The sequence below is a fragment of the Clostridium sp. YIM B02551 genome, from assembly GCF_022324735.1.
Classification (GTDB): Bacteria; Bacillota; Clostridia; order Clostridiales; family Clostridiaceae; genus Clostridium_T; species Clostridium_T paridis.
The window spans coordinates 304,057-326,934 of the sequence record NZ_JAKGTF010000003.1; the positions used below are offsets into that span (position 1 = coordinate 304,057).

General features: G+C 29.3%; 21 protein-coding genes and 1 other annotated feature. Of the genes, 8 read left to right on the forward strand and 13 right to left on the reverse strand.

Annotated features, from left to right (window positions below):
• Positions 1 to 53: 53 nt before the first annotated feature.
• The 5 genes from L1S47_RS05620 to L1S47_RS05640 form a co-directional block, all read right to left on the reverse strand.
• Entirely contained in the window at positions 54 to 758 is a 705-nt protein-coding gene (locus L1S47_RS05620; RefSeq protein ID WP_238882478.1) for a 1-acyl-sn-glycerol-3-phosphate acyltransferase, read from the reverse strand.
• A 73-nt stretch (positions 759 to 831) separates the two neighbouring features.
• Positions 832 to 1,833: a tRNA epoxyqueuosine(34) reductase QueG gene (queG, locus tag L1S47_RS05625; protein ID WP_238882479.1), complete on the reverse strand. Its 1,002-nt coding sequence runs from the start codon at positions 1,831 to 1,833 to the stop codon at positions 832 to 834.
• 4 nt (positions 1,834 to 1,837) lie between these two features.
• Entirely contained in the window at positions 1,838 to 2,422 is a 585-nt protein-coding gene (epsC, locus tag L1S47_RS05630; protein ID WP_238882480.1) for a serine O-acetyltransferase EpsC, read from the reverse strand.
• Between the two features lie 21 nt (positions 2,423 to 2,443).
• On the reverse strand, positions 2,444 to 3,355 hold the full coding sequence (gene cysK, locus L1S47_RS05635; RefSeq protein ID WP_238882481.1) for a cysteine synthase A: 912 nt from the start codon (positions 3,353 to 3,355) through the stop codon (positions 2,444 to 2,446).
• 89 nt (positions 3,356 to 3,444) lie between these two features.
• Positions 3,445 to 3,717: a binding site (T-box leader), on the reverse strand.
• Positions 3,718 to 4,004: 287 nt separating this feature from the next.
• Entirely contained in the window at positions 4,005 to 5,270 is a 1,266-nt protein-coding gene (locus L1S47_RS05640; RefSeq protein ID WP_238882482.1) for a magnesium transporter, read from the reverse strand.
• A 309-nt stretch (positions 5,271 to 5,579) separates the two neighbouring features.
• On the opposite strand from L1S47_RS05640, the gene L1S47_RS05645 reads away from it, so the two are divergent.
• On the forward strand, positions 5,580 to 7,460 hold the full coding sequence (locus L1S47_RS05645; RefSeq protein WP_238882483.1) for a YgiQ family radical SAM protein: 1,881 nt from the start codon (positions 5,580 to 5,582) through the stop codon (positions 7,458 to 7,460).
• 32 nt (positions 7,461 to 7,492) lie between these two features.
• On the opposite strand, the gene L1S47_RS05650 is transcribed toward L1S47_RS05645, so the two are convergent.
• The 3 genes from L1S47_RS05650 to L1S47_RS05660 all read right to left on the reverse strand — a co-directional run bounded on the left by L1S47_RS05650 (position 7,493) and on the right by L1S47_RS05660 (position 11,745).
• Positions 7,493 to 9,832 carry an HAD-IC family P-type ATPase gene (locus tag L1S47_RS05650; protein WP_238882484.1) on the reverse strand — a complete coding sequence of 780 codons (2,340 nt, stop codon included), beginning with the start codon at positions 9,830 to 9,832 and terminating at the stop codon, positions 7,493 to 7,495.
• Between the two features lie 298 nt (positions 9,833 to 10,130).
• A complete protein-coding gene (locus tag L1S47_RS05655; RefSeq protein ID WP_238882485.1) occupies positions 10,131 to 10,817 on the reverse strand; it encodes a hypothetical protein in 687 nt (228 codons plus the stop codon).
• A gap of 49 nt (positions 10,818 to 10,866) precedes the next feature.
• A complete protein-coding gene (locus L1S47_RS05660) occupies positions 10,867 to 11,745 on the reverse strand; it encodes a YegS/Rv2252/BmrU family lipid kinase (protein ID WP_238882486.1) in 879 nt (292 codons plus the stop codon).
• Positions 11,746 to 12,027: 282 nt separating this feature from the next.
• Here L1S47_RS05660 and pssA point away from each other — a divergent pair, with 282 nt between their 5' ends.
• The gene (gene pssA / locus L1S47_RS05665) at positions 12,028 to 12,549 is read left to right on the forward strand and encodes a CDP-diacylglycerol--serine O-phosphatidyltransferase (RefSeq protein ID WP_202767915.1); all 522 of its coding nucleotides are present in this window, start codon (positions 12,028 to 12,030) and stop codon (positions 12,547 to 12,549) included.
• Between the two features lie 65 nt (positions 12,550 to 12,614).
• Here pssA and L1S47_RS05670 read toward each other — a convergent pair whose 3' ends face one another.
• From L1S47_RS05670 to L1S47_RS05690, 5 genes are all read right to left on the reverse strand, one after another.
• The gene (locus L1S47_RS05670) at positions 12,615 to 13,073 is read right to left on the reverse strand and encodes a hypothetical protein (RefSeq protein ID WP_238882487.1); all 459 of its coding nucleotides are present in this window, start codon (positions 13,071 to 13,073) and stop codon (positions 12,615 to 12,617) included.
• A gap of 77 nt (positions 13,074 to 13,150) precedes the next feature.
• The gene (locus L1S47_RS05675) at positions 13,151 to 13,324 is read right to left on the reverse strand and encodes a hypothetical protein (protein WP_238882488.1); all 174 of its coding nucleotides are present in this window, start codon (positions 13,322 to 13,324) and stop codon (positions 13,151 to 13,153) included.
• Positions 13,325 to 13,342: 18 nt separating this feature from the next.
• Positions 13,343 to 13,900 (reverse strand): rubrerythrin family protein, encoded by a 558-nt coding sequence (locus L1S47_RS05680; RefSeq protein WP_238882489.1) that lies wholly within the window; start codon positions 13,898 to 13,900, stop codon positions 13,343 to 13,345.
• A gap of 252 nt (positions 13,901 to 14,152) precedes the next feature.
• On the reverse strand, positions 14,153 to 16,921 hold the full coding sequence (locus L1S47_RS05685) for an AAA family ATPase (protein WP_238882490.1): 2,769 nt from the start codon (positions 16,919 to 16,921) through the stop codon (positions 14,153 to 14,155).
• Positions 16,911 to 18,047, reverse strand: coding sequence for a DNA repair exonuclease (locus L1S47_RS05690; protein ID WP_238882491.1), 1,137 nt, complete (start codon positions 18,045 to 18,047; stop codon positions 16,911 to 16,913). Before L1S47_RS05690 ends, L1S47_RS05685 begins: the two co-directional genes overlap by 11 nt.
• A 265-nt stretch (positions 18,048 to 18,312) precedes the next feature.
• Here L1S47_RS05690 and L1S47_RS05695 point away from each other — a divergent pair, with 265 nt between their 5' ends.
• The 6 genes from L1S47_RS05695 to L1S47_RS05720 all read left to right on the forward strand — a co-directional run bounded on the left by L1S47_RS05695 (position 18,313) and on the right by L1S47_RS05720 (position 22,771).
• The gene (locus L1S47_RS05695) at positions 18,313 to 18,867 is read left to right on the forward strand and encodes a signal peptidase I (RefSeq protein ID WP_238882492.1); all 555 of its coding nucleotides are present in this window, start codon (positions 18,313 to 18,315) and stop codon (positions 18,865 to 18,867) included.
• Between the two features lie 83 nt (positions 18,868 to 18,950).
• Entirely contained in the window at positions 18,951 to 19,598 is a 648-nt protein-coding gene (locus tag L1S47_RS05700) for a CalY family protein (protein ID WP_238882493.1), read from the forward strand.
• 85 nt (positions 19,599 to 19,683) lie between these two features.
• Positions 19,684 to 20,286: a SipW-dependent-type signal peptide-containing protein gene (locus L1S47_RS05705; RefSeq protein WP_238882494.1), complete on the forward strand. Its 603-nt coding sequence runs from the start codon at positions 19,684 to 19,686 to the stop codon at positions 20,284 to 20,286.
• A gap of 46 nt (positions 20,287 to 20,332) precedes the next feature.
• The gene (locus L1S47_RS05710; protein ID WP_238882495.1) at positions 20,333 to 21,061 is read left to right on the forward strand and encodes an LPXTG cell wall anchor domain-containing protein; all 729 of its coding nucleotides are present in this window, start codon (positions 20,333 to 20,335) and stop codon (positions 21,059 to 21,061) included.
• A complete protein-coding gene (locus L1S47_RS05715) occupies positions 21,054 to 21,641 on the forward strand; it encodes a CalY family protein (protein ID WP_238882496.1) in 588 nt (195 codons plus the stop codon). The genes L1S47_RS05710 and L1S47_RS05715 overlap by 8 nt, the downstream gene beginning before the upstream one ends.
• A 14-nt stretch (positions 21,642 to 21,655) precedes the next feature.
• Entirely contained in the window at positions 21,656 to 22,771 is a 1,116-nt protein-coding gene (locus L1S47_RS05720) for a hypothetical protein (protein WP_238882497.1), read from the forward strand.
• Positions 22,772 to 22,878: the final 107 nt, after the last annotated feature.

Here is a 22,878-nt window from a genome sequence, read left to right on the forward strand (position 1 = left end):
TTATATCTTATGGTAATGCATGTAACTTCTTTAATGCATTATATATCATATATTTAAGAATAAAATCCTCTATACTTTTCTGGTAATAGTTTAGCTATATTTTTCATAATGTATACCAAAACTCTATCATCGTATTGATGTTTATCCTCATCCATTTCTTTTAATGGAAGTGTAAATGGTTCTCCGAATCTCACAGTAACTTTTGAATGATTCCATTTTTCTTTTGCCATTTCACCATCTTTATTTATAGGTAATAATATTTCACTACCCTCCATGCCTATTGGCACTATTTCTGCTTTAGTTAATCTTGCAATTAATAGGATACCTTTTTTAGCTTCAATCATGGACCCGGTCCTGCTTCTTGTTCCTTCTGGAAATATTAAAATATTATTTCCTGCTCTAACAGTCTTTACAATATTCATAATAGCATCTTTATCTGCTGAATTAGGTTTTATATTAATAGTCTTAACTATCTTTGCTCCTAAGTTAGTTACTGGGTCATTAGACAATTTGACACCTGCAATAAAAAACGGATCATATTTTTCCTTTAGAAGTTTATTTAATATCAATCCATCTGAATTACTTAAATGATTGCATATAAATATCTTGGCTCCCTTAGCTTTATCAATATTTTCAAATCCTTCTACATTTAACTGAGCATATCTTTTTATATACCCATTTGCTAATTTTCTTGCTATGATTATGAACCACTTTTCAGGCAGTACATTTATAACTTTTGCTAAAGACTTTGATATCATTTCCTTTTCCCCTCACTAAATAAATGGTTTGAAATTTATAATTTAAACAATTATTATAAATTTTCTACCCCAATTATAAATTACTTTTCTTATAAAGTCTATTCAAATAGTCTTTTAAGTATGGTGATTGAAATTTAATATCTTCAAATTCCATTTTATTTTTCTCATAATTTCTTATTAGTGAGTTTCTAATTATAATATTTTTTCCTCTCCAGCCACTGGAGGTTATCTTCAACTTATTTTTAAACTCTTCGTTATTAATGTAAACTAGTTTTTTACTATCATCCTCATTCATGAAGTCTAAAGGATAGAATTCCATCAAGCTACTTCTTTTAGCTTTTTCATTATATGGGCAATGTTTTTGACAACTATCACAGCCAAAAATTCTTCCTTCTAATTTATCAAACCAAATATCATCAATATCTTTTTTTTGAGTAATATAAGATAAACATATATTAGGATTTTTTCTTTTGCTATTAATTGCTTTAGTTGGGCATTCATTATGACATATATTACATTCCCCACAATTAATAAATTTATTTAAACTTTCAAATGTTAGATTTGTTGAATTTTCTATTTCAAGATCAGTTATTATTTCGCCTAGAAATATATATGAACCATATTTTTCAGTTATAAGCATATTGTTTTTGCCTATAAATCCTATGCCTGCAAGATATGCTATGTATCTTTCAGGTAAAGTGTTAGAATCAACGAAACAATACGCTTCTCCTCCTAACTCTCTAATAAAACCTGCAACTTTTTCTAAGTACTCTAAAACAACCTTGTGATAGTCATTCCCTCTTGTATAAACAGAAAATCCATTATCTACATATTCACATGCATGAAGATAAGGGAAAGCTATAGAAACTATAGTCTTCCCCTTATTATAGTAATGGTTAGGATTCACTCTTTTATCTATGTCCTTCTCTTCAAACTCATTTTCAAGAGAAAGTTCCTTCCTACTTTCATAAAAACCTCTAAGCTCATCAAAAACTCTACACTCCGTAAATCCAACTAAATCTAGTCCTAATGAATTACAGTACTCTAAAATCTTCTCCTTACCGTTCTTTTTCATATAATCAAATCACCATTTCATTAAACATTTTTCTCTTTTTTCCTCTGACATCAGTAATTTCAATAATAGTTGCTGATGTCTTAACAATATTCCTTGCTGGCGCACCAACTGCTGTAGAATCTTTTGGAACATCTTTTAAAACTACAGAATTTGCGCCTATTTTGGCACCATCAGAAACTACAATAGGTCCTAGAACCTTTGCACCACTTCCTATTACTACATTACTTCCAATCGTAGGATGCCTTTTCCCTTTTTGCTTACCAGTTCCACCTAATGTTACACCATGATATATTAAAACATCATTACCAATTTCTGCTGTTTCACCAATAACAACACCCATTCCATGGTCTATTACTAAACCTCTGCCTATTTTAGCTCCAGGGTGAATTTCAATTCCTGTGAGGAATCTAGCAATCTGCGAAATAAGTCTGGCTAAGAAAAACATTTTTTTTGTATAGAAATAATGTGATATTCTATATGCAATCAGAGCATGTATCCCAGGATAAAGCAAAAGTACTTCAATAAAACTTCTTGCAGCTGGGTCATTTTTCATGACACTATTAACATCATATCTTAGATTTTTAAACAAGCTTATCACATCCTAGATTAATTAATCATATAGGCCCATAGAAATATATTTTTCTCCTCCATCTGGAGCTATAACTAATACTTTTTTACCTTGTCCAAGCTTTTTAGCAACTTGTAGTGCTGCATATAATGCTCCACCAGCTGAAATTCCTATTAGAACTCCTTCTTTTGTAGCAAAGTCTTTTGCAGTTTTAAATGCATCTTCTTCAGTTACTTGAATTATTTCATCAATAACAGTTGCATCGTATATATCTGGAACGAAACCTGCTCCAATACCTTGTATTTTATGTGGTCCTGGGTTTCCTCCTGATAATACTGGGGATTTTGCAGGCTCAACAGCTATAACTTTTACAGATGTTTTATAATTATTCTTTAGGTTCTTACCAACTCCAGTTACAGTACCTCCAGTACCAACTCCTGATACAAAAGCGTCTAAGTCTGGAATATCCTTATATATTTCTTCTGCTGTAGTTTCATAGTGCTTTTCTGGATTAGCTAAGTTAGTAAATTGTTGTGGCATAAAGTATCCTTCTTGCTCAACTAATTCTGTAGCCTTAGCTATTGCTCCTTTCATACCTTTAGCGCCTTCAGTTAATATTAATTCAGCACCATAAGCTTTTAAAAGGTCTCTTCTTTCTTTACTCATTGTTTCAGGCATAGTTATAACTACTCTATAACCTTTTAATTTTCCTATCATAGCAATTGCTATTCCTGTATTACCTGAAGTTGGTTCAACTATTGTTGATCCTGGCTTTAATAAACCTAATTCTTCAGCTTTTTCAATCATTCCAAGTGCAGCTCTATCTTTTACACTTCCACCTGGATTAAACTTTTCAAGTTTAACATAAACTTCTGCTGAATTCTCATCAGTTAAAGTCTTAACCTTTAATACTGGTGTGTTTCCTACTAATTGTAACGCATTTTCATAAATCATACTATATACCTCCATGTATCTTTATATTAATTTTTTAAAATTTTGTAAATTCCTAAAGGGTAAAAAAAAAACCCCGATCTCTAATAAATTATAGAGACGAGATAACCCGCGGTTCCACTCTAATTAAGCACATAACGCTTCACCTTAAAATCATTTTAACGGATGAAATCCGGATAACCCTACTAAATCAATTTTTCAGGATATCAGCTCCAAAGTGCACTTCACAAAGATTTAAGTAAAGGCTTTCCACCGCCGCCTTCTCTCTTTTTAAATAACTAATAGTTAAACATACTTTAAAATTTTCCCTCAAATTAGTTATCTTAACTTGCCTCTAAGTTACTCTTCTTTTTCACAACTTTTAATTCCCACTATTTTGATATGGTTTATATACTTAATTATATGCTCTTTATTCCAAAAGTCAACAAGTTTTTTTAATTTTTATTTTTAATTTTTTTTGAATCCTTACCTTTTTCTATTATTCCTTATTAATTTAATAATAATGTATGAAAAAACTTATTATTTTCACACTCCTTTTGATGTTTTATATTTAAAGCATTTGAGGAATAACTTGCAAATGATATTATTGTTTAAATAATCATTTGTAAGTTATTCCTCTATATTCATAAATAACATTTATTTTATATTTTAATTAAACTGCTTTTCTATTTTTCTTTCTCCAAAATGGCAATAATATTTCATCTACTAAGTCGTGCATTAAAACAATTCCTAATAGCTTATTTTCTTCATCTACAACAGGAATAGATAAAAGGTCATATTTGCTTTCCTTTTCTACCAATTCATCTAATGAATCATTATGTGTAACCTTCTCAACTTTATCATTCATTATTTCAGAGAGTTTCACATTATCCTCATTCATGATTAAATCTTTTAAAGCAACTGAACCAAGTAATCTTCCTTCACCATCAGTAATATATATGGAATACATTACTTCATCATCTGGCTTAGTTTCTCTAAATATTTCTATTGCTTCCCTTACTGTAATATCTATATTTAAGGCAATAAAGTCTTTATTCATTATACTTCCTGCAGTTTCATCTTCATATGAAAGAAGTTCTTTAACTTCTTCTGCATCACCTTTTTCTAACGAAATAAGTATTTTTTCTCTTGATTCATCATCTAATTCATCCAAGATATCAGCAATTTCATCATTAGGTAAGTTTTCTAAAACTTCTGCTTGCTTAAGCTCAGATAATTCCTTAATTACTGTACCCTTGTATTCTGGTTCCATTTCCTCTAAAGTATCTGCCATTAAATCTTCATCTAGTGTTTCAAATATTTTTCTTCTATATTGAGAATCCAAATCTTCTAATATATCTGCTAAATCTGCTGGATGCAGCTTTGATAACTTCTGATAAGGATCTGTAATCTGAAGTGAATCATTAACTAACTCTAAGGATTCAACATCGTCCCACATAATAGCCTGTTCATCTATATCTTTATGAAATAATTTCATTAAAGGCTGTACCATTTTTTCAATGCCTTTTCTTCTATAGATAGCTAAAGTACCTGTTTCAACCGCTACAACTCTATACTCACCAGCAATTTCAACTATTCTAAGGTCATTTACTCTTACTACCTGCTTTCCATTTATATCTACTATGTTTTTATCTAATAGATTTTGGGATAGTAGATAACTATAACTTCTAGGCAGAATTTCTTTGCTACCTCTTGTTTTAATAACAATTTTATTATTATCACTTAAATAAAAATCTATATTTTTAAATTCAAATTCATACATTACATTTCCTTTTTTCACTCTATATCCTATAATGCGTGGATATCCCTCTTCGGTTGTAACATATGCATCCTTTAAAATTCCAAGTACATCGTCAAACTCGTCATATACCTTTTTATTTAAAATTGAGCTATATAGAAATACATTTAACTTTTTCATGCCTACTCCTCCTTATTTAATTTTTATTTTTATAAGAAGGAATAGGCATGTTTATACTTCTAGGGTATGAAGACCATTCCTTCCATGTATTCATTTGTTATGACGTCAAATATCGAACTACCTTCCGGTCCTGCCTCCAACTTTTTTCACCCTTTCTTTTCAAAATAATTTTATTCCTAATTCATTATATTATATCTAGGTAAAAAAGCAACAAAAAACTAAGTTTTAAGGCATTTCTGTTGCTATTGATTCTATTGATGTGTTATCATATATTGATTATGAAACTGAAAGAGAAAGGTCGATTTTCTAATGAATTTAGTTAAGGAATTTTTACCCATAAATAAACAGGATTTGATAAAAAGAAATATAGATCAATTAGATTTTATTATTGTTACAGGTGATGCTTATGTAGACCATCCTTCATTTGGAACTGCTATTATAGGAAGAACTTTAGAGGCTCATGGATATACAGTAGGGATTATAGCTCAACCTAATTGGAATAATGCTGAGGATTTTAAAAAACTAGGTAAACCTAAATATGCCTTCCTGGTCAATTCAGGAAATATAGACTCCATGGTTAACCACTATACTACTGCAAAAAGAAGAAGAAGTGATGATTTATATTCTCCTGGCGGAAAATCCGGTCATAGACCTGATAGAGCAGTAATTGTATATTGTAATAGAATTAAAGAGGCCTATAAAGACGTTCCAATCATTATAGGTGGAATAGAGGCTTCATTAAGAAGATTTGCACACTATGATTATTGGGATAATAAAGTAAGAAGAAGTATTTTATTAGATTCAAAGGCCGATCTTTTAATATATGGAATGGGTGAAAAACCAGTAGTACAAATAGCTGATTTATTAAGTTATGGATTAGATATATCGAAGCTTACTAGTGTTAATGGTACTTGTTACTTAACTAAAGATATATCGAATTTAAAAAATTACATATTAGCACCTTCTTTTGAAGAAGTTTCAAAAGATACATTGGCTTATAATGAAAGTTATAGAATAGAGTTTTATGAACAAGATCCAATTAGAGGAAAAGCTATTATTCAACCTCATGGTGATAGATTTTTGGTTCAGAATATTCCTCAAGCTCCATTAACTCAAGAAGAAATGGATTTTACATATAATCTTCCTTATACCAGAAAACCCCATCCTATTTATGATTCTGAAGGGGGTATTCCTGCAATAACAGAAGTTAAGTTTTCTATAACTTCACATAGAGGATGTTATGGTTCTTGTTCATTCTGTGCTTTAACCTTCCATCAAGGAAGAATCATCCAAAATAGAAGTTCTGATTCTATTGTTGAAGAGGCTAAACTCTTAACTACCTTAGATGACTTTAAGGGATATATTCATGACATTGGAGGCCCTACTGCTAATTTCAGACACAAGTCATGTAAAAAACAAGAGGAGCATGGAACTTGTAGAGACAAACAATGTATGTTTCCAAAACCATGCAGCAACTTAATAATAGATCATACTGAATATCTAGGTGTTTTAAGAAAAGTACGAAGTTTGCCTGGTATAAAAAAGGTATTTGTTCGTTCAGGTATAAGATATGATTACCTAATTCACGATAAAAACACTGAGTTTTTTAGAGAATTATGCAAACATCACATAAGTGGTCAGCTTAAGGTAGCTCCTGAACATGTTGCTCCTAAAGTGTTAAAGCAAATGGGGAAACCTGGGCGAGATGTTTATGATAAATTTGTAAAGAAATACTTTGATATAAATAAATCTATAGGGAAAAATCAATTTCTTGTTCCTTATTTAATGAGTTCACACCCAGGATCAGATTTACATTCTGCTATAGAACTTGCTTTATACGTTAAAGAAATGGGATATAATCCTGAACAAATTCAAGATTTTTATCCAACACCAGGATCACTTTCCACTACCATTTACTATACTGGAATTCACCCACTAACAGGAGAAAAAATATATACTCCTAAGACTCAAGAAGAAAAAGATATGCAAAGAGCCTTAATACAGTTTAGAGTTCCTAAGAATTATAATTTAGTAAAAAAAGCTTTAATAAAAGCTGGTAGGGAAGATCTAATAGGTTTTGGCCCTAAATGCTTAATTCCTCCTAATCCTCCAAAGGTTAAGGCTGGAAAAGAAAATAATAAAGCTCATTCAACAAACAATAAAAATTATAAGAAGAAAAAAAATCATTGATTTTAATCAAAAAATATAAATAGTTCATCCTATTATGGATGTCTATTTATATTTTTTTCTATCATTATAAAAACATTATTCATTGCCCAGCTTACTGCAACTACAGCAGTAATTAATATTACATCAAATATATTAATTATACTAAAGCCAAAGAAATCAGCTGATAACCTTACTGCAAAAGAAATGAAAAACACAAATGCCATTAGCGCAACCAAGGTTCCTTTAAATAAGTTTAATGGCTTAGAAACATTAAGTAAAATTAATAAGCTAATGCATCCTGATACTAATATACTTAAAGTTCTTAATTCTTCAATTGGCCTTCCTTGATAGTATGCAATAAGATATACCAAAAGAGTCCCTAAGCTGATACTTATTCCATTTGGTATTGATATAGATAAAACCCTTTTTAAAAATCCCCTATGAACCAATGCCTTATTAGGAATCAAGGCTAAAAACATTGATGGAAATCCAATGCTAATTGAACCTACTAAACTTAACTGTATAGGATCATATGGAAAAGGCAAGAAAATAAGTGCAAAAACAAGTGAAAGCAGTATTGAATACACAGTCTTTGACAAATATAGTTCTGAAACTCTCTCTAAGTTATTTATCATCTTTCTTCCTTCTTCTACCACCTTTGGTAATGCATTAAAATTTGATTCCAATAAAACTAGCTGAGCTACTGCTTTAGTCGCATCACTTCCTGAGGCCATAGCAATTCCACAATCTGATTCCTTCAGTGCCAAAACATCATTAATTCCATCTCCTGTCATTGCAACTATTCTTCCTCTGGCCTGTAAAGCCTTTACTAATTTTTGTTTCTGATAGGGAGTAACTCTGCCAAAAATGACATTCTCCTCTATTACTTTAGAAAGTTCTTCTATGTCCTCTGGTAAATTTCTTGCATCGATATATTTATGCGAGTTTTCAACTCCTACTTTCTTGGAAACCGATGCCACAGTAATAGGATTATCTCCTGAAATTATCTTAATATTTACTCCTTGTTTTCTAAAATATGCAAGGGTTTCATTAGCATCTTTCCTTATAATATCCTCCATCAAAAGTATTGCCATCGGCTCAATATCTTCTGGTAAATTCTCATTTAACTTTTTATTTTTAAAATGAGCTAATATTAGGACTCTTCTTCCTTTTTCAGCCTCTTGCTCTACTATACTTCTAACTGCTATATTGTCCTCACTCACTATCATTTCAGGTGCTCCCAAGACAAAACTTCCTATTTCTTCAACTTCTATTCCGCTCCACTTTTTTGTGGAATCAAAGGGCTCCATATGTTTAACTATGTATTTGCTAAATATAGGTATCTCCTTTCTTAAAGCTTCAAAAGTTGAATTACCTCCCGGGAAGCTTTTAATAAAGGTTCCTAAAATCTCTTTTATATCTTTGATATCATTCTCCTTCCAGGGAATTATATCTATTATCTTAAGCTTTCCCTCTGTTATGGTTCCTGTTTTATCTATACACATAGTATCTACTCTTGCTAACACTTCAGTTGCAGGAAGTTCTTGCACTAAGGTTTTATATTTTGAAAGTCTGATTACTCCTACTAGAAAAGTAGCACTTGTCAATAGAACTAACCCTTCTGGAACCATCCCCACTACACCTGCCACTGCACTTATAAATGCCTCTTGCCAGGTGGATTTTGTAAATAATATCTGTGTAACAATTAAAAGAACTCCTATTGGTACTATAAGCCACATAATATACTTTAATATTTTATTAATAGCTCCTTGCATCTCAGAATTAATAACTTTAAATTTTTTAGCTTCTCTCGATAACTTAGCTGCATAGGTATCCTCTCCTACCTTTATTACTTTCCCATATCCATAACCTGAAACAATAAAACTTCCTGATAAAAGGTTGTCTCCTTTCTTTTTCCCAATATAATCTGATTCACCAGTAAGCATTGATTCATCAACTTCTACATCTCCCATTGGTAATAAAACTGAATCCGTAACTAATTGAATACCTGGTTCTAAAATAATAACATCATCAAGGACTACTTCTTCTGAATTAATCATTACATCTATACCATCTCTAATAACCTTAACCTTAGACTTACTTAATAGAGAAAGTTCTTCAATTGTTTTTTTTGCTCTAGTTTCTTGGAAAATCCCTATAATAGAATTTGTTATTATTACAAAGGCAAATAATGCATTTTTTGGGGATCCAGCAACAATTACTATTGCTGCTAATACTAAATTTATCGCACTAAATCTTGTAAATACATTTGCTCTAATTATCTGAAACCATGTTCTTGAAGGTGGACTTACGACAACATTAACTAATCCAGCTTTTACTCTTTGTTCCACTTCTGTTTTTGTTAATCCTAATTTATAATCTGTTCCTTCCATCACACTTCACCTTCTTTAGTTTTTTCCGATAGAAACTTAATAAAAAAATTGCCAAGGCGATTATGAGCCGTCAATTTTTTTCTCGCATCTGCCTTTCCAAACGCATGTGAGGAAAAAACGGCAGGCGACTAATTCTTTTTTTACTCTTTAGGGAGATCCATTGAATCCTTAGAGCATAATTCAAACTTATAATTTTATCCAAAACCTTAAAATATTATAAATTCCTAAAGAGTAAAAAATGGAGAGTATATACTCACTATATATACTCTCCATTATCGAAAATATTTAACAATGTTAATTAAAGGTTTTTCCTTAAAAGCGTACTTGTTGCTTTTACTTGCCCTTTAAACAAACTTAAAGAATAATTTAATAATAAAATCACTAATAATTCGCTGAAAATAGGATATGCAAAAAACCGTATATTAGATAAATATAATATATTTTCTAGTATTACTCCGATTGTTACACTTAATAGTAAAATTAATGGAACTCTTACAGCATACTTATAGTCTAAAAAAATAATTATACTTGAAGACAATATAAGTATTATGAGCATATAAGTAATTCTATATATGAAATCTGTAGTTAAAACTACCATGAATCCATAATCATTATCTACCTTCACATATGCTTTTGCTAGATACATATAGACTATATATGAAATCGTAAATAGAAATAATAAAACATATGCAAAGTTAAACTCTAATTTTTCTTTTCTAAGTAACACATACAAAATCAATATAGAAAAAAGGATTGTTGCTAGATTATCTAAGTAAATCAATGGTTTAAAATAAATTATAAACTGCTGATTGTTCCCTAATGCTATATAAAATTGCGAGATAAAAGATAGCAATGCAAAAATACATGCAATCAGCATATATAACTTTAGCTTTCTTGGACACGAAGTTCTTATTTTTATAAGAATTCTCAGCAAAAAAATAATTATAAATAGCAATATTAAGTACTGGAAAAATTCTTCTGGCATACCTACTCCTAATGTTTATTACTACTACTTATAATTATTATGTTTATTATTATTTTATTCCTAAAACTTCAATTCCATTTTTTATACACTGAATATTTAGTGGAAAATCTGGACCTCTTTCACCATCAATATCTGTTACTATATCTTCAGGTGATTCAATTATAAGATTATCAGTCTTAAAATAAAGAACATTCGGGCTATCTAGATGTTCCCCTCTCAATACTTTTATGAATAGAGGAATTAAATCTATAATTGTTATAGCCTTGAACATTATTACATCTAAATATCCGTCCATCACATCTGCACTAGTTGCAAGGTTAAAACTTCCAGCTGTTTGTCCATTGAATACCAATAATAGATACATATATCCATCATATTCAACTTCTTTCGACTTTATGTTAACCTTTAGTTTTCTGAAATTAGGGAGTTGCTCTAATCCCTTAAGATAATATGCAAGCTTACCTATTGTATTTTTAAGATTTAAATCAGTTTTCTGAGATACATCTGTAAATAACCCTGTGCTTGCAACATTTATAAAATATTTATTATTTATCTTTCCTATATCAACGCCCTTTGGTTTTGAAGATAATATTTGTCTTACACAAGTAGCTATATCCTGTGGCAATCCCAAAAATCTTGCAAAATCATTAGCTGTTCCTACTGGGAGAATTCCCAAAGGAATATTGATATTCCTTTCTTTCATGGCATTTACCAATGAATCTACTGTTCCATCACCACCAGCTACTAAAATATAGTAGAAAGATTCATCAATATCATTTAATGCTTCATCTATAGTAATCCCTTTTTCGATTCTAAAAGGTACAACTTGGTAACCAAACTCTTGATGTATTGAAATAACTTTATCTAATTCTGAAAGAATTAAATTTTCTCCTGAAAAGGGATTGTAAATAAATTTTACCTTTTTCATGAAAATATCCTCCTCTTAATTTATACGAGAAACAAAAATGATTATACCACTATTACCAAATGTTGTCGAGATAGTCTCCAGTTCAAAGCCAACATATGTAATCAAATTTCTAATATTTTATCCAATTATTTGCGTCATATTACGAATGTATTCTTAAATTTACCTTATAAATACATTAATTATTCAAATAATCTATATTTTCCTCTTAATTTTTTAGATTTCATAGAGTATAATAAATATTGGTTTATATATTTAGTTAATTATTTTTTTAGGAGTGATTATATGAGAAAAAGCAGCATACCTAACTTATTTACTTTTGCTAACCTTGCTTTTGGATTACTATCAATTATTGCAACATATAACGATAACTATTTTTTAGCAGCCATTTTTATAATTGTTGCTGGTTTAATAGATAGATATGATGGAAGGATTGCTCGTTTTTTAAATGTTTCTTCTGACCTTGGAAAAGAATTAGATTCATTAGCTGATTTAGTTTCCTTTGGTGTAGCACCTTCAATACTTACTTTCGTATTATATGGATTCCAAAACCTAGGTCCTTATGGAGTATTAGGTTATATATGCGTTATTTTATTCCCTATTTGTGGAGCATTTAGGTTAGCAAGATATAATGCTTCAACATTTGATGGGGTTTTTACAGGGGTTCCAATAACAATTGCTGGAGCAGTTGTTGCACTTTTTGTTTTAGTAACTGTAAATAATAAAACTTCTGTATTTATACCAGTTGTAATAATGATCATTTTATCTTATTTAATGATTAGTACGTTTAAGCTAAAAAAAGTATAATTTTATTTTATATTAAAAGGGATTCAGTATTAACTGGATCCCTTTTAGTATATAGTTGAAACTTGCTAATCTTTATCTTTTATTTCTTCAATATATCCTGTAGGAAATTCACCATCAAAATCTGCTCTTTCTTCTTCTCTAAATTCCTCGTCAAATTTTCTATCAAACTTACCATCTTTTCCTTCAGATCTTTTACTATTTTGAAATAAAAGTTCATTGTCTATTTCAGTTAATATGAGATCTCTTTCTGTTTTCATTACCAATATATCACTCTTAATTTTCACAAAATTTAAGTATGTGTATTCAGTACATTCTAGAATTTTTAATATTTCATCTATTAAATCTCCTAACTTATCTGCTCTTTTAAGTGCTTTCCTTACATCAGTTTTTTTTGCAAGTGCAATACCATTTAATTCACCTGCTCCTCCTATTAATAATCTATATGAATTTACATACTTTTCCATCAATATAACTAGATTAGTAATTTCTTGATAATAGGAGCCTATTATTTCATTATATCCCATACCATCACCATTTGTACTGCTTTCTATAATTTATATTAATGCTAAGGGATTTTATGCTTATATATACTATTTTCAATTTATAATGTACTTAATTTTAGAAAATTGTCCACATACTCTTCATCTATATCACAATAAATATTTGACTTAGTATTAATTTCCCTTACTTCATTTGAAATTATACCATCCTCTATATCTATTAACGCTTCTCTAATAACAGGAAGAAAATATTCTTCTGGATATTTAAAATACATACTTTTCACCTCTTATAATTAATCTTTATATTCCTTTTCAGACAAAGGATCACAATATAGCTTAAAATATCCTTGAGGATATTTACATAGTGGGCAAACTCTTGGAGCTTCACTACCTTCGTGAATATATCCACAATTCATGCATTTCCATAACTTATCTCCATCCACTTCAAAAAAGCTATTAGAATCAAGCTGATTATAAAGTTCTGTATATCTCTTCTGATGACTTGCTTCAACTTCTCTAAGTTCTTTGTAGAAATCAGCTACTCTATCAAATCCTTCTTCTCTTGCATCCTTTTCAAATTCTTTATAAAGACTTCTAGCTTCTTCTGTTTCTCCGCCTATTGCATCTAATAAATTACTTTTTGTATCTTTAGCTAGTTCTAAGTATCTCCTATATACTTCTCTGGCATGTGCCAATTCGTTATGAGCAGTTTCTTTAAATATCTCAGCTATCCATAATAATTCTTCTTGTATTGCTATTTCAGAATAAATTGTATATTTTGTGTTGGCTCTAGACTCCCCAGCAAAAGTTTTAAGTAAATTTCTTTCAGTTTTGCTTCCCCTTAAATCCATGATTTCTCCTTAATTTTATTAATATATATACCTCATAATACTTTAAAAAGGTACATACTATTCTCTTATTAAAATATTCAATATTATTCTTAATGTTACATTTACATTGGGAAAATAAAGAGAATCTCAAATACATATTTATATTTAAGATTCTCCTATAAAAAACCCTATATTATAGAGTTTTAAGTTCAACTAACAATTTCTTCATGCCTGAAATCAAACAAGAATAAATTAAGTTTCCTATAAAAAACTCTATATCAGTTCTACCACTTGCATTTCGGTATTTAAAGACTCCATTTTAGTAGCCATATTTTTTAATATCTCTACTTCTCTCTTTTGGCAGCTAAACAAAATTATCTGTCTTTTATAACTAACTTCACTTAATACCTCAAGTACATTCCTAAGCCTATTATCATCATATTGAACAAAAGCATCATCAAAAATTAAAGGTACCTTTTCCTCTTTAAAAAGCATATCGACAAGTGCTAATCTTAATGAGAGATATACTTGATCCCAAGCTCCATTACTTAATAATTCCCCACTTAAGATATCACCTCTATCCTCAATAACTACAAGCTCATAATTCTGTGATACTTTCACTTCTTTGTATTTACCTGATGTTAGCTTTGAAAAATAATATGATACTTTCTCATTTAATACCGGTCCCATATTCTTCTGAAGTTCTTTAAAGGATTCCTCTAATAATTCAATAGATAGTTCTACTCCCTTCAATCTTAATGAAAGTTCATTAATATTACCTAGTGTTTCTTGCAAATCTCCCTCTATTGAAATCAAACTTCTTTTACCTAAAAACCTATTATATATTGAATTTTCTACATCTTTAAGCTCCTTCTCAATATTTATAAGTTTTAAATTTGTTTGTTTAATTTCAAAATCAACTTCTTCTTCTGTTTCGTAGGAATAATCTAAATTGTCATTAATAATATACTCAAGCTCTTTATTTATATTTTCTAAATCTCTATCCTTAAGAAGAACCTTATAGGTTTCTTCTACTGATTTAAGTGAGGCCTGTACCTGTTCTTTTTCTTTTAATTTATCTAATATCTTATCCAATTCTAAATTTAAATTATTTAGTGGAATATCTTGAAAACCTATCAATTGTAACTTGTCGTATAAATTTTTTTCTTTTCTCTCTTTTTCATTATTAAGAGATTTTAGATTTTCATTATAATTATTCCATCTTGCATTCACAATTGTTTGTCTAGATAGGACTTCCTTTAAATCTTTAAACTTTAATAGTAACGCTTCTAAGCTATCACACCTAGCATAACCAAAAATAGTATTTAACATCTTAGTATCTTCTAAATATCTACTTCTGATATAATTTATTTCCCCGTTATAACTTTTTTCTTCCCTCTCTTTTATTAAAGCACTTAGTACTCTTATTTCTTCTTTATGTCTTTTATATTTCCTTAAAGACACACCTAATTCCTCTAGTGATGAAAACTTAAGCATATTTACATATTCATTTAACTTATTTTCTTTATCTATAATTTTCTCTTCTATCTCTTTTAATCTTTCTTTACTATACTTATCATCTGTTAATTTCTCAATATCTTTAGATAATTTAAATCTTATATTTAAGAGAAACCCAACAAAAAATAAGGGTATTATAGAAAAACTTGGTTTAACAAATGCTAGTGTAATTGAAGATAAAATGCCCAATATAATTAAAATAGTAATGATAAAATTGCTATTATTTTTTTTCTTAATTTCCTTAGTTAAATCCTCTTTATGCCCTAAGCTAATTTTATCTTTTAACATAAAAAGCGATTCTTCATATTCTTTAATGGTACTATCTATGTCATCTTCATAACCTTCAATATTAACCCCTCTACCTAATGAAAGCTTAATTTCATTCAAGCGGCTTTTTAACCCATCAATCTCTTTTATATTCTCTTCATAAACTAGGATTTTACTTTTATTAACTTCTATTTCCTTATATAACTTTAATGTTTTTTCCTCTAAGTCATCTCCTAATTCTATTATACTTTTATTGCCCTCTAGTATTTCTTCTATGCTTCTTCTTTCCTTCTCTATCTCTTGCTCTTCTTCTAATTTACTTTCAATAACCTCATTAAAACTTAATAATACTGCTACATCTTCTTTTATAGCCTCAACTTTTTCTCTATCTAGTAAGCCTTCTTCTGATTTGAGTTCACCTTCAATTCCTTCTGCTAGTTTTTTCAATTCCTGACTTTTTCTTAAATATTCTAGAATATCTTTATATTCCTTCTGCAATTTCATTTTTTTAATATGTTTTTTATAGAAATCTAATTTTTTTAATTTTAATTCTGTTTCTTCTTTTTCCTTTTTTATATCTATTAATCTACTTTCATCTTCTATATTTTTATTTGAGGTAATAAGAAAATCTTCTCTTTCTTCAATTAACTTATCTTTACTTTCTTTAAACTTATCTAATTCTCCATTTCCCCTTGTTGTTATTATTGACTTTCGCAATAGCTCTAATTTAGCAATGGCCTTGAAATAAGATACTCCCTCTTCTCCACTTTCGAAACTATTTGTTAATCTATGCATAACCTCATCATCCTTAGAAGAACTTACATATGTTCCTAACCCTTTAATAAAAAGCGTGTTCTCAAAAGAACTAAGGCTTATATTTAAAAGATCTTTTCCCGGTTCATCTAAGCTTATTTCATTTACCTTACTTCCTGATATTTCATCTATAATATTAGAATTATCTTCTTTCTTTGTACTCCCAAAGGATCTTATTATTCTCAAGTCTTCACTTTTAACATTAACTAAAAGTTCTCCTTGAGATCTTTCAGAATTATATATGGCATATCTAGTCCTTAAATTATCTCTTAAAGACTTGTTTCTTTTTGTTGATATACCATAAAGCCAAACTTTTATGAAACTTTGAAGAGTGCTCTTTCCTGCTTCATTTCCACCATAGACTATATTAATTCCTTCTTTAAATGTTAATTCTATATTTTTCAAGTTTCCAAATCTCTTGATTTTTAGGTCTTTAATAATCATTACCCTTCACTTCCTCTTCCATTAACGCCTCTAAACCTATCTTAAGAGCTTCCTCAAGATAAACTTTTTCTTCTTCAGTTGCATCTAATAACCTTTCAGCTACTTTTCTATAATAAATTCCTCTCAAAGAATTTTCCTTCTTTATAATATCAATATCTAAGTTAACCCTTGTTTCATCCTTTATTTTAATATAATAGAACTTATCTTTAAGTCTATACTCTAAGGTTTTAACTTTTATAGGCATTTCACCATTAATATAACCTGTTAGAATTACTTTGTAAAAGTTTCTATCTGTATCTTCATCTTTTAGCGAAAATAGTATTGAATTAATTACTTGTTCTTGATTAGTGCAATTGCTAATATCTACTTCTATTGAATTATATGTTCTTTCACATAATGGTAAAAACTTAAGATTGACACCATCTTTATATACTTCACCAAAGACTATTCCCTTTTCTCCAGTTTCATCAAAGCCTCTTCCTTCTGGACAGCCTGAATAAGCATAGAATGTATCATCTTCCTTTCTTATATCTGAAAATCCATGTCTATGCCCTAAAGCTAAGTAATTTAAATTACTCTTTCCTATTTCCTGAATAGTAATAGGGTTATATTCATTTCCTGTAGAGGTGGTAACTTCACCATGAAGTGCCATTATATTAATATATTCCTTATATATTGGAGGAATATTAAAATTTTTTAAAAGTGATGTGTTCTCATAATTTGAACTAAAAGAATACCCATAGACAACAGTCTTAATCTCTTCTAGAACTACATATTCTAATTCACTTGAAAAAATAAATACATTTTTAGGCCAATTAAAAACTTTATAGAAACTTTTTTCACTTAATGGATCATGATTTCCTGCTGATATAAATACTTTTGTGTCTCTTAATGTTTCTATCTCACTTTTTAAAAACTCTAAGGTTGACTTCTTTATTGAAGAATTGTCAAATATATCTCCACATAGAAGAAGAATTTGTACACATTCTTCATTGGCTAAATCTATAATTTTTTTAAAACTTTTCTTTATATCTTCATTTCTTTTTTCTCCATAGGAACTAGATAATTCTTTGAATGGAGAATCAAAGTGAAAATCTGCTGCATGTATAATTTTTATCCTATTCATATAATCACCTTTTCCGGTTTAAAATTACTGTTAATCGAACTTTTGTTCTTATTTTATCATAAGTTTACACCGAAAAAAAGAGTCTCCTTAGAACCCTTTAATTAAATATAAAAACTAAAATATATTTTAATTTCAAAAATAATTTGTAATATATATCAAATTAAGTAAATATATATAAAATTGTAACTTGGTTAAAATATGTAATTTTAACTAGTACTTAACACTATCTTTTAAAAATTGTGAATAAATTTAAGGAGGGCATAAGATGAAAAAGAAGATATTCAAGTATTTGTCAAACACAATAATTGCTTTACTTTTTATTTTAGTAATAATTGCAGCCTATAGCAACATACAATCAAAAGGAAAGCCTGGTAATCTTACATCCATTGGATCTTATGAATGGCTGTCTGTTTTATCTGGAAGTATGAAACCAGTATTTAACCCTGGAGACCTAATAATTGATAAAAAAGTTGATGCTAATAATCTTAAAGTAGGAGATATCATAACTTATATCTATGATGAAAACTTTCTAACATCACATAGAATAACTGAAATTAATAAAGACACTAAAGGAAATCTTCTATTTACGACTAAAGGTGATAGTAACAATGCAAAAGACGATATTTCTATTACTTCAAATATGATAGTAGGTAAATATTTTTTTAGAATACCTCTACTTGGCTTCCTATTATTAAATATAAAAGGATTACCTTCTGTTATAGGTATATGGCTATTATTTTTCATAGTTTCTGGAACAGAAATATATAGAATATATAAAGAACAAAAGAAAACTGAACCTAGGGAATTAAAACCTGAATAATATTTACTAAGTTATGAAAAAGGCGCGCTTTTCATATAAATTTGAAATTATAAAATATAATCTAAATTTTAGGGGGAAAAGTTATGAATAAAAAATCAATTGGAGCATTATTATTGTCTGCATCTCTATTAGTTGCAGGTACAGCATCAACCTTTGCATATTTTACTAACACAGCAGATACAAATACACAAACAATTACATTAGGAGATGTACATGTTAGTTTCACTGCTCAAACTCAGTGGAAACTTTTAGCTAGTGGAGTTGACCTAGACCATTTTACTAGAAATAACTTTTCTAATCTTCTTAATAAAAATGATGAAATACTTCCAAGTGGAGACAATGTTTCAAATGTAGCTCCTGGAGATGTTTTAACTAAAACTTTCACATTAAAGAATGATGGTAAATTAGATGCTAAGGTTAAACTAAGCCTTGATGACATAGCAGTAAATGATAATACTCATAAAGACCGTCTATTGTTAGATTCAAAGCTTTTTAACTTTAAAGCTTATGCAGTTAATGCAGATGGTTCCTGCGGAAATGAAATTAACTTAACCTTAGCTCCTGGATATGTATTATTAGATGCTAATCCTGGTCAAACAGTTGGAATAACTGTTACTACACTAATTGATAACAGTATGACAAATGGTGGTATGGATAAATTATTAACCTTTAAACTACACGCTGATGCAACTCAATGGAATAACCCAGGTTGGAGTGAATCTGGTCACTAATCACTTGCCATATTAACTTCATAAATATTACAGTGCTTTAAAAATATTTATTGCACTGTAATTCTTTATATTTAGGAGGATATCTATGAAGAATTCAAAGCTAATAATTTTAATTGCTCTTTCAATTCTTCTACTAACTTCAGGTACTATGGGGGTTTATGCATATCTAACGGCTACAACTAAGTCAGATCCTGTTACATTCACACTGGGAGATGTAAAGCTTCAAACCACTAATTCTCCTTGGGAATATACTCCTATTGTAATTAAAAATGCTAAGTCTTTAAGTAATGATCTTGTAGAAGGAAAAACTCTTACTTCTGATCTTAATATTGATAACTTAAGACCTGGTGATGCTTTCAAAAAGGAGATCACTATAAATTACACTGGTTCTCTCGAATCCAAACTTAAGATAACAAAAGGAAACTTATTAAGTAATTCACCATTTATCTTAAGTATAGAACCTATTAACCATGATTCAGCTATAAAAATATCAAAAGACTCAAAAGATAATAACACTTGGTATGTCGAGAATGTAAAACAGAATGCTTCATTAAAGTTTAATGTGAGACTAGAAGTTCCAACAAATATCACGGCTTGTACTAGTGGTAACTTTACCTTAAGTAATAATGCTTTTAAACTACTAGATATTACAGCCACTCAATGGAATAATCCAACCTATAGTAATTAATATAGGGTTTCAATTATTAAAATCCTTAAAGCAAGGAGTATAAAAAATGAAAATTAGAAAGCAAATTAGAAAACTTATCCTTGCCTTATTCGTTGGAACAATCATGGTTTCTCTTGTAGGTGGCTCTATAAAGGCATCAGCACTTGAGAGTACTCAAAGCAAGGTAACTATTGTTCCTAAGGTAAGCGATAATAGTTCAGGAATGTTTGATGATAATGATGGATTTTGGTATCCAGGAAGAAAACTTACTAAGGACTTTGTAATTAAAAATGATAATACTACTGACCTAGAAATAAATAAAATCTCAGTTAAAATAGAATCAGTTAACAACTTTCTGTTAAGAAAAGTTATAAATCCAGATGAAAGTATATATAATGAATTTTTAAAGAATTTAAAAGTTCAGTTAAAGGATAAAGATTTAGTTCTCTTCGATGGTACATTTGAAGACCTCAAAAATAACAGTGTTTTGTTAGATAAACCTATACTAACTTCTGGCGGCAGTTCAGAAGATATTTCTATTACAGTATATTTAAATGAAACCACCGGAAATATATTTCAAAATCTTCAACAGCTATTTAATTTAAGTATTCAATTTTCCTTAAAGGATGGCGGAACTGTGACTACTGCCATTACTACACTTCCTAAAACCGGGGCAGCAGCTAACTTTGCTCTTTTAACTGCTTTAGCAATGGCTCTTATTGGTATAGGATTAATTATTTTTGATTACAGACAAAAAAAAGCCTCTCTAAACAAAGGAGGTAATAGCATTGAATAACAAGAAACTTATAAAGATTATTCTGCTTTGTCTAACATTAACATTTTCTGGTGTTGGAGCTACTTATTCTTATTTTGTTCATAACGAAAAAGTTGAAAACAGTATTAATGTATCCATTGGAACAATAAAATCTGATTTTGTAGATTCAAACACCCAATCACATATCACATGTCCTATAGTTAATATTAGTGGATTACTTCCAGGTGACACTCAAACTAAAAACTATAATATAAAGAATATAGGAAGTCTAACATCTAAAGTTGCATTTAGTTTAGATAACTTTACTGAATCAGAAAAAGATGCATTAATTCCATATATAAACTTTAAGATTGAGTCTGGCTCTAATCTCCTATATAATGGTTCTTTAAAAGATTATATTAAAAGTTCAAATAAAATACTAACTTTAAAAGATCAAAATAATGACCCAATTCTTTTAAAAGCAAATAGTGGCATTGAAGTTAAATTAAGCTTTTCACTTCAAAATAATGTTCCTTATAAAGCTGAAGGAAAAAGTCTTAAATTCAATATCAATATTCACTCAACTCAACCCAATGACCCTCAGTGGTCTTATAATAATTAGGAGGTGAAGAGATTATGAATTTAAGAAAAAAATTAGCTTATCTTTTCTTATGCTTGGCTCTTTTAGTGACAAGCTGTAATATAGGAACATATGCTTTTTTATCTGACAAAGCTACAAATTCTAATAATAGTATATCTACTGGGAAGTTTCCTAAACCAATCGTAAAACTATATGCTTCAGTAGGTCCAATCTATAAAAACTTCTTCACTAGTAATAAAGACTATGAGAGTCCTAATTATAGGCAGTGGCTTGATAATGCGTCAACTTTTATTATTAATGATTTACTAAACAAAACCTCCCAAGAACCAGTGGGAAGTGATTATAATAAATTTCAAAATATCTTATCTAATAATAGTGATTTGATTAACGTAAAAAATGACATTTCTACTTCTAGCTTTAAAAGCTGGGCTGGTGAAATAATAAAAAATGATAGTAGTGTTAATGAGCATGGATCATTAATGCACAATATTGTGGTTATTGGTACACCTATAAAAGAAGGCCTAAATTTAGGTAAGATAAATGTAAATAGTTGTGGATTACAAATTGAACAACAAGATATCTTTCAAAGTATAGAAAAGAAAAATAAAGATGATAAAATGAATGAATATGTTCTTAAAAGAGATGCAAATGAACTTAATCTCGCTAGTAGTACAAATAGAATAATTACCTTTGACTACGTAAATGGTAAATATGTTAAAACTGGAACTGGCACTAATCAAAACTACGTTCCTGCTACAGAAGCAGATTTAATCATATTTGATATAGGAAGTGAAGGCTATAGTGTATTGCCTGATGAAAAATCAAATCCGTCTTCCTTAAACTATCTTAATAATCTTCTTATTGGCAAAAGAGTTTATGCTAAAAGAACCGGAAAGGACTTAACTACTCCTTGGACTGGAAAAATGAAAGATTTAGTATTAAATAAAATGGTACCAAATGAAGATTATAGATGTAGATTAGACAGAACTGAATGTACTGCAATATTTACTTATAAGGATTATCAGGTATCACCTCTAAAGTATGTAGTTAATTATTTGAACCCTAAAGATAGTACTAAGGAAATAACCTCTAAAGATACGGAGACTAATGTTGATGAAGATTTAAATATGCCATCTGAAATTTTCAAATAATACTAGAAAGTATTTTAATTAAAAGCCCTTATCTTCTAAAATGTACCCGTTGTAAAGGACAGTTTAAAAAAAGACTATATAGCAGACTTAAGAAGATGATTTCTGTA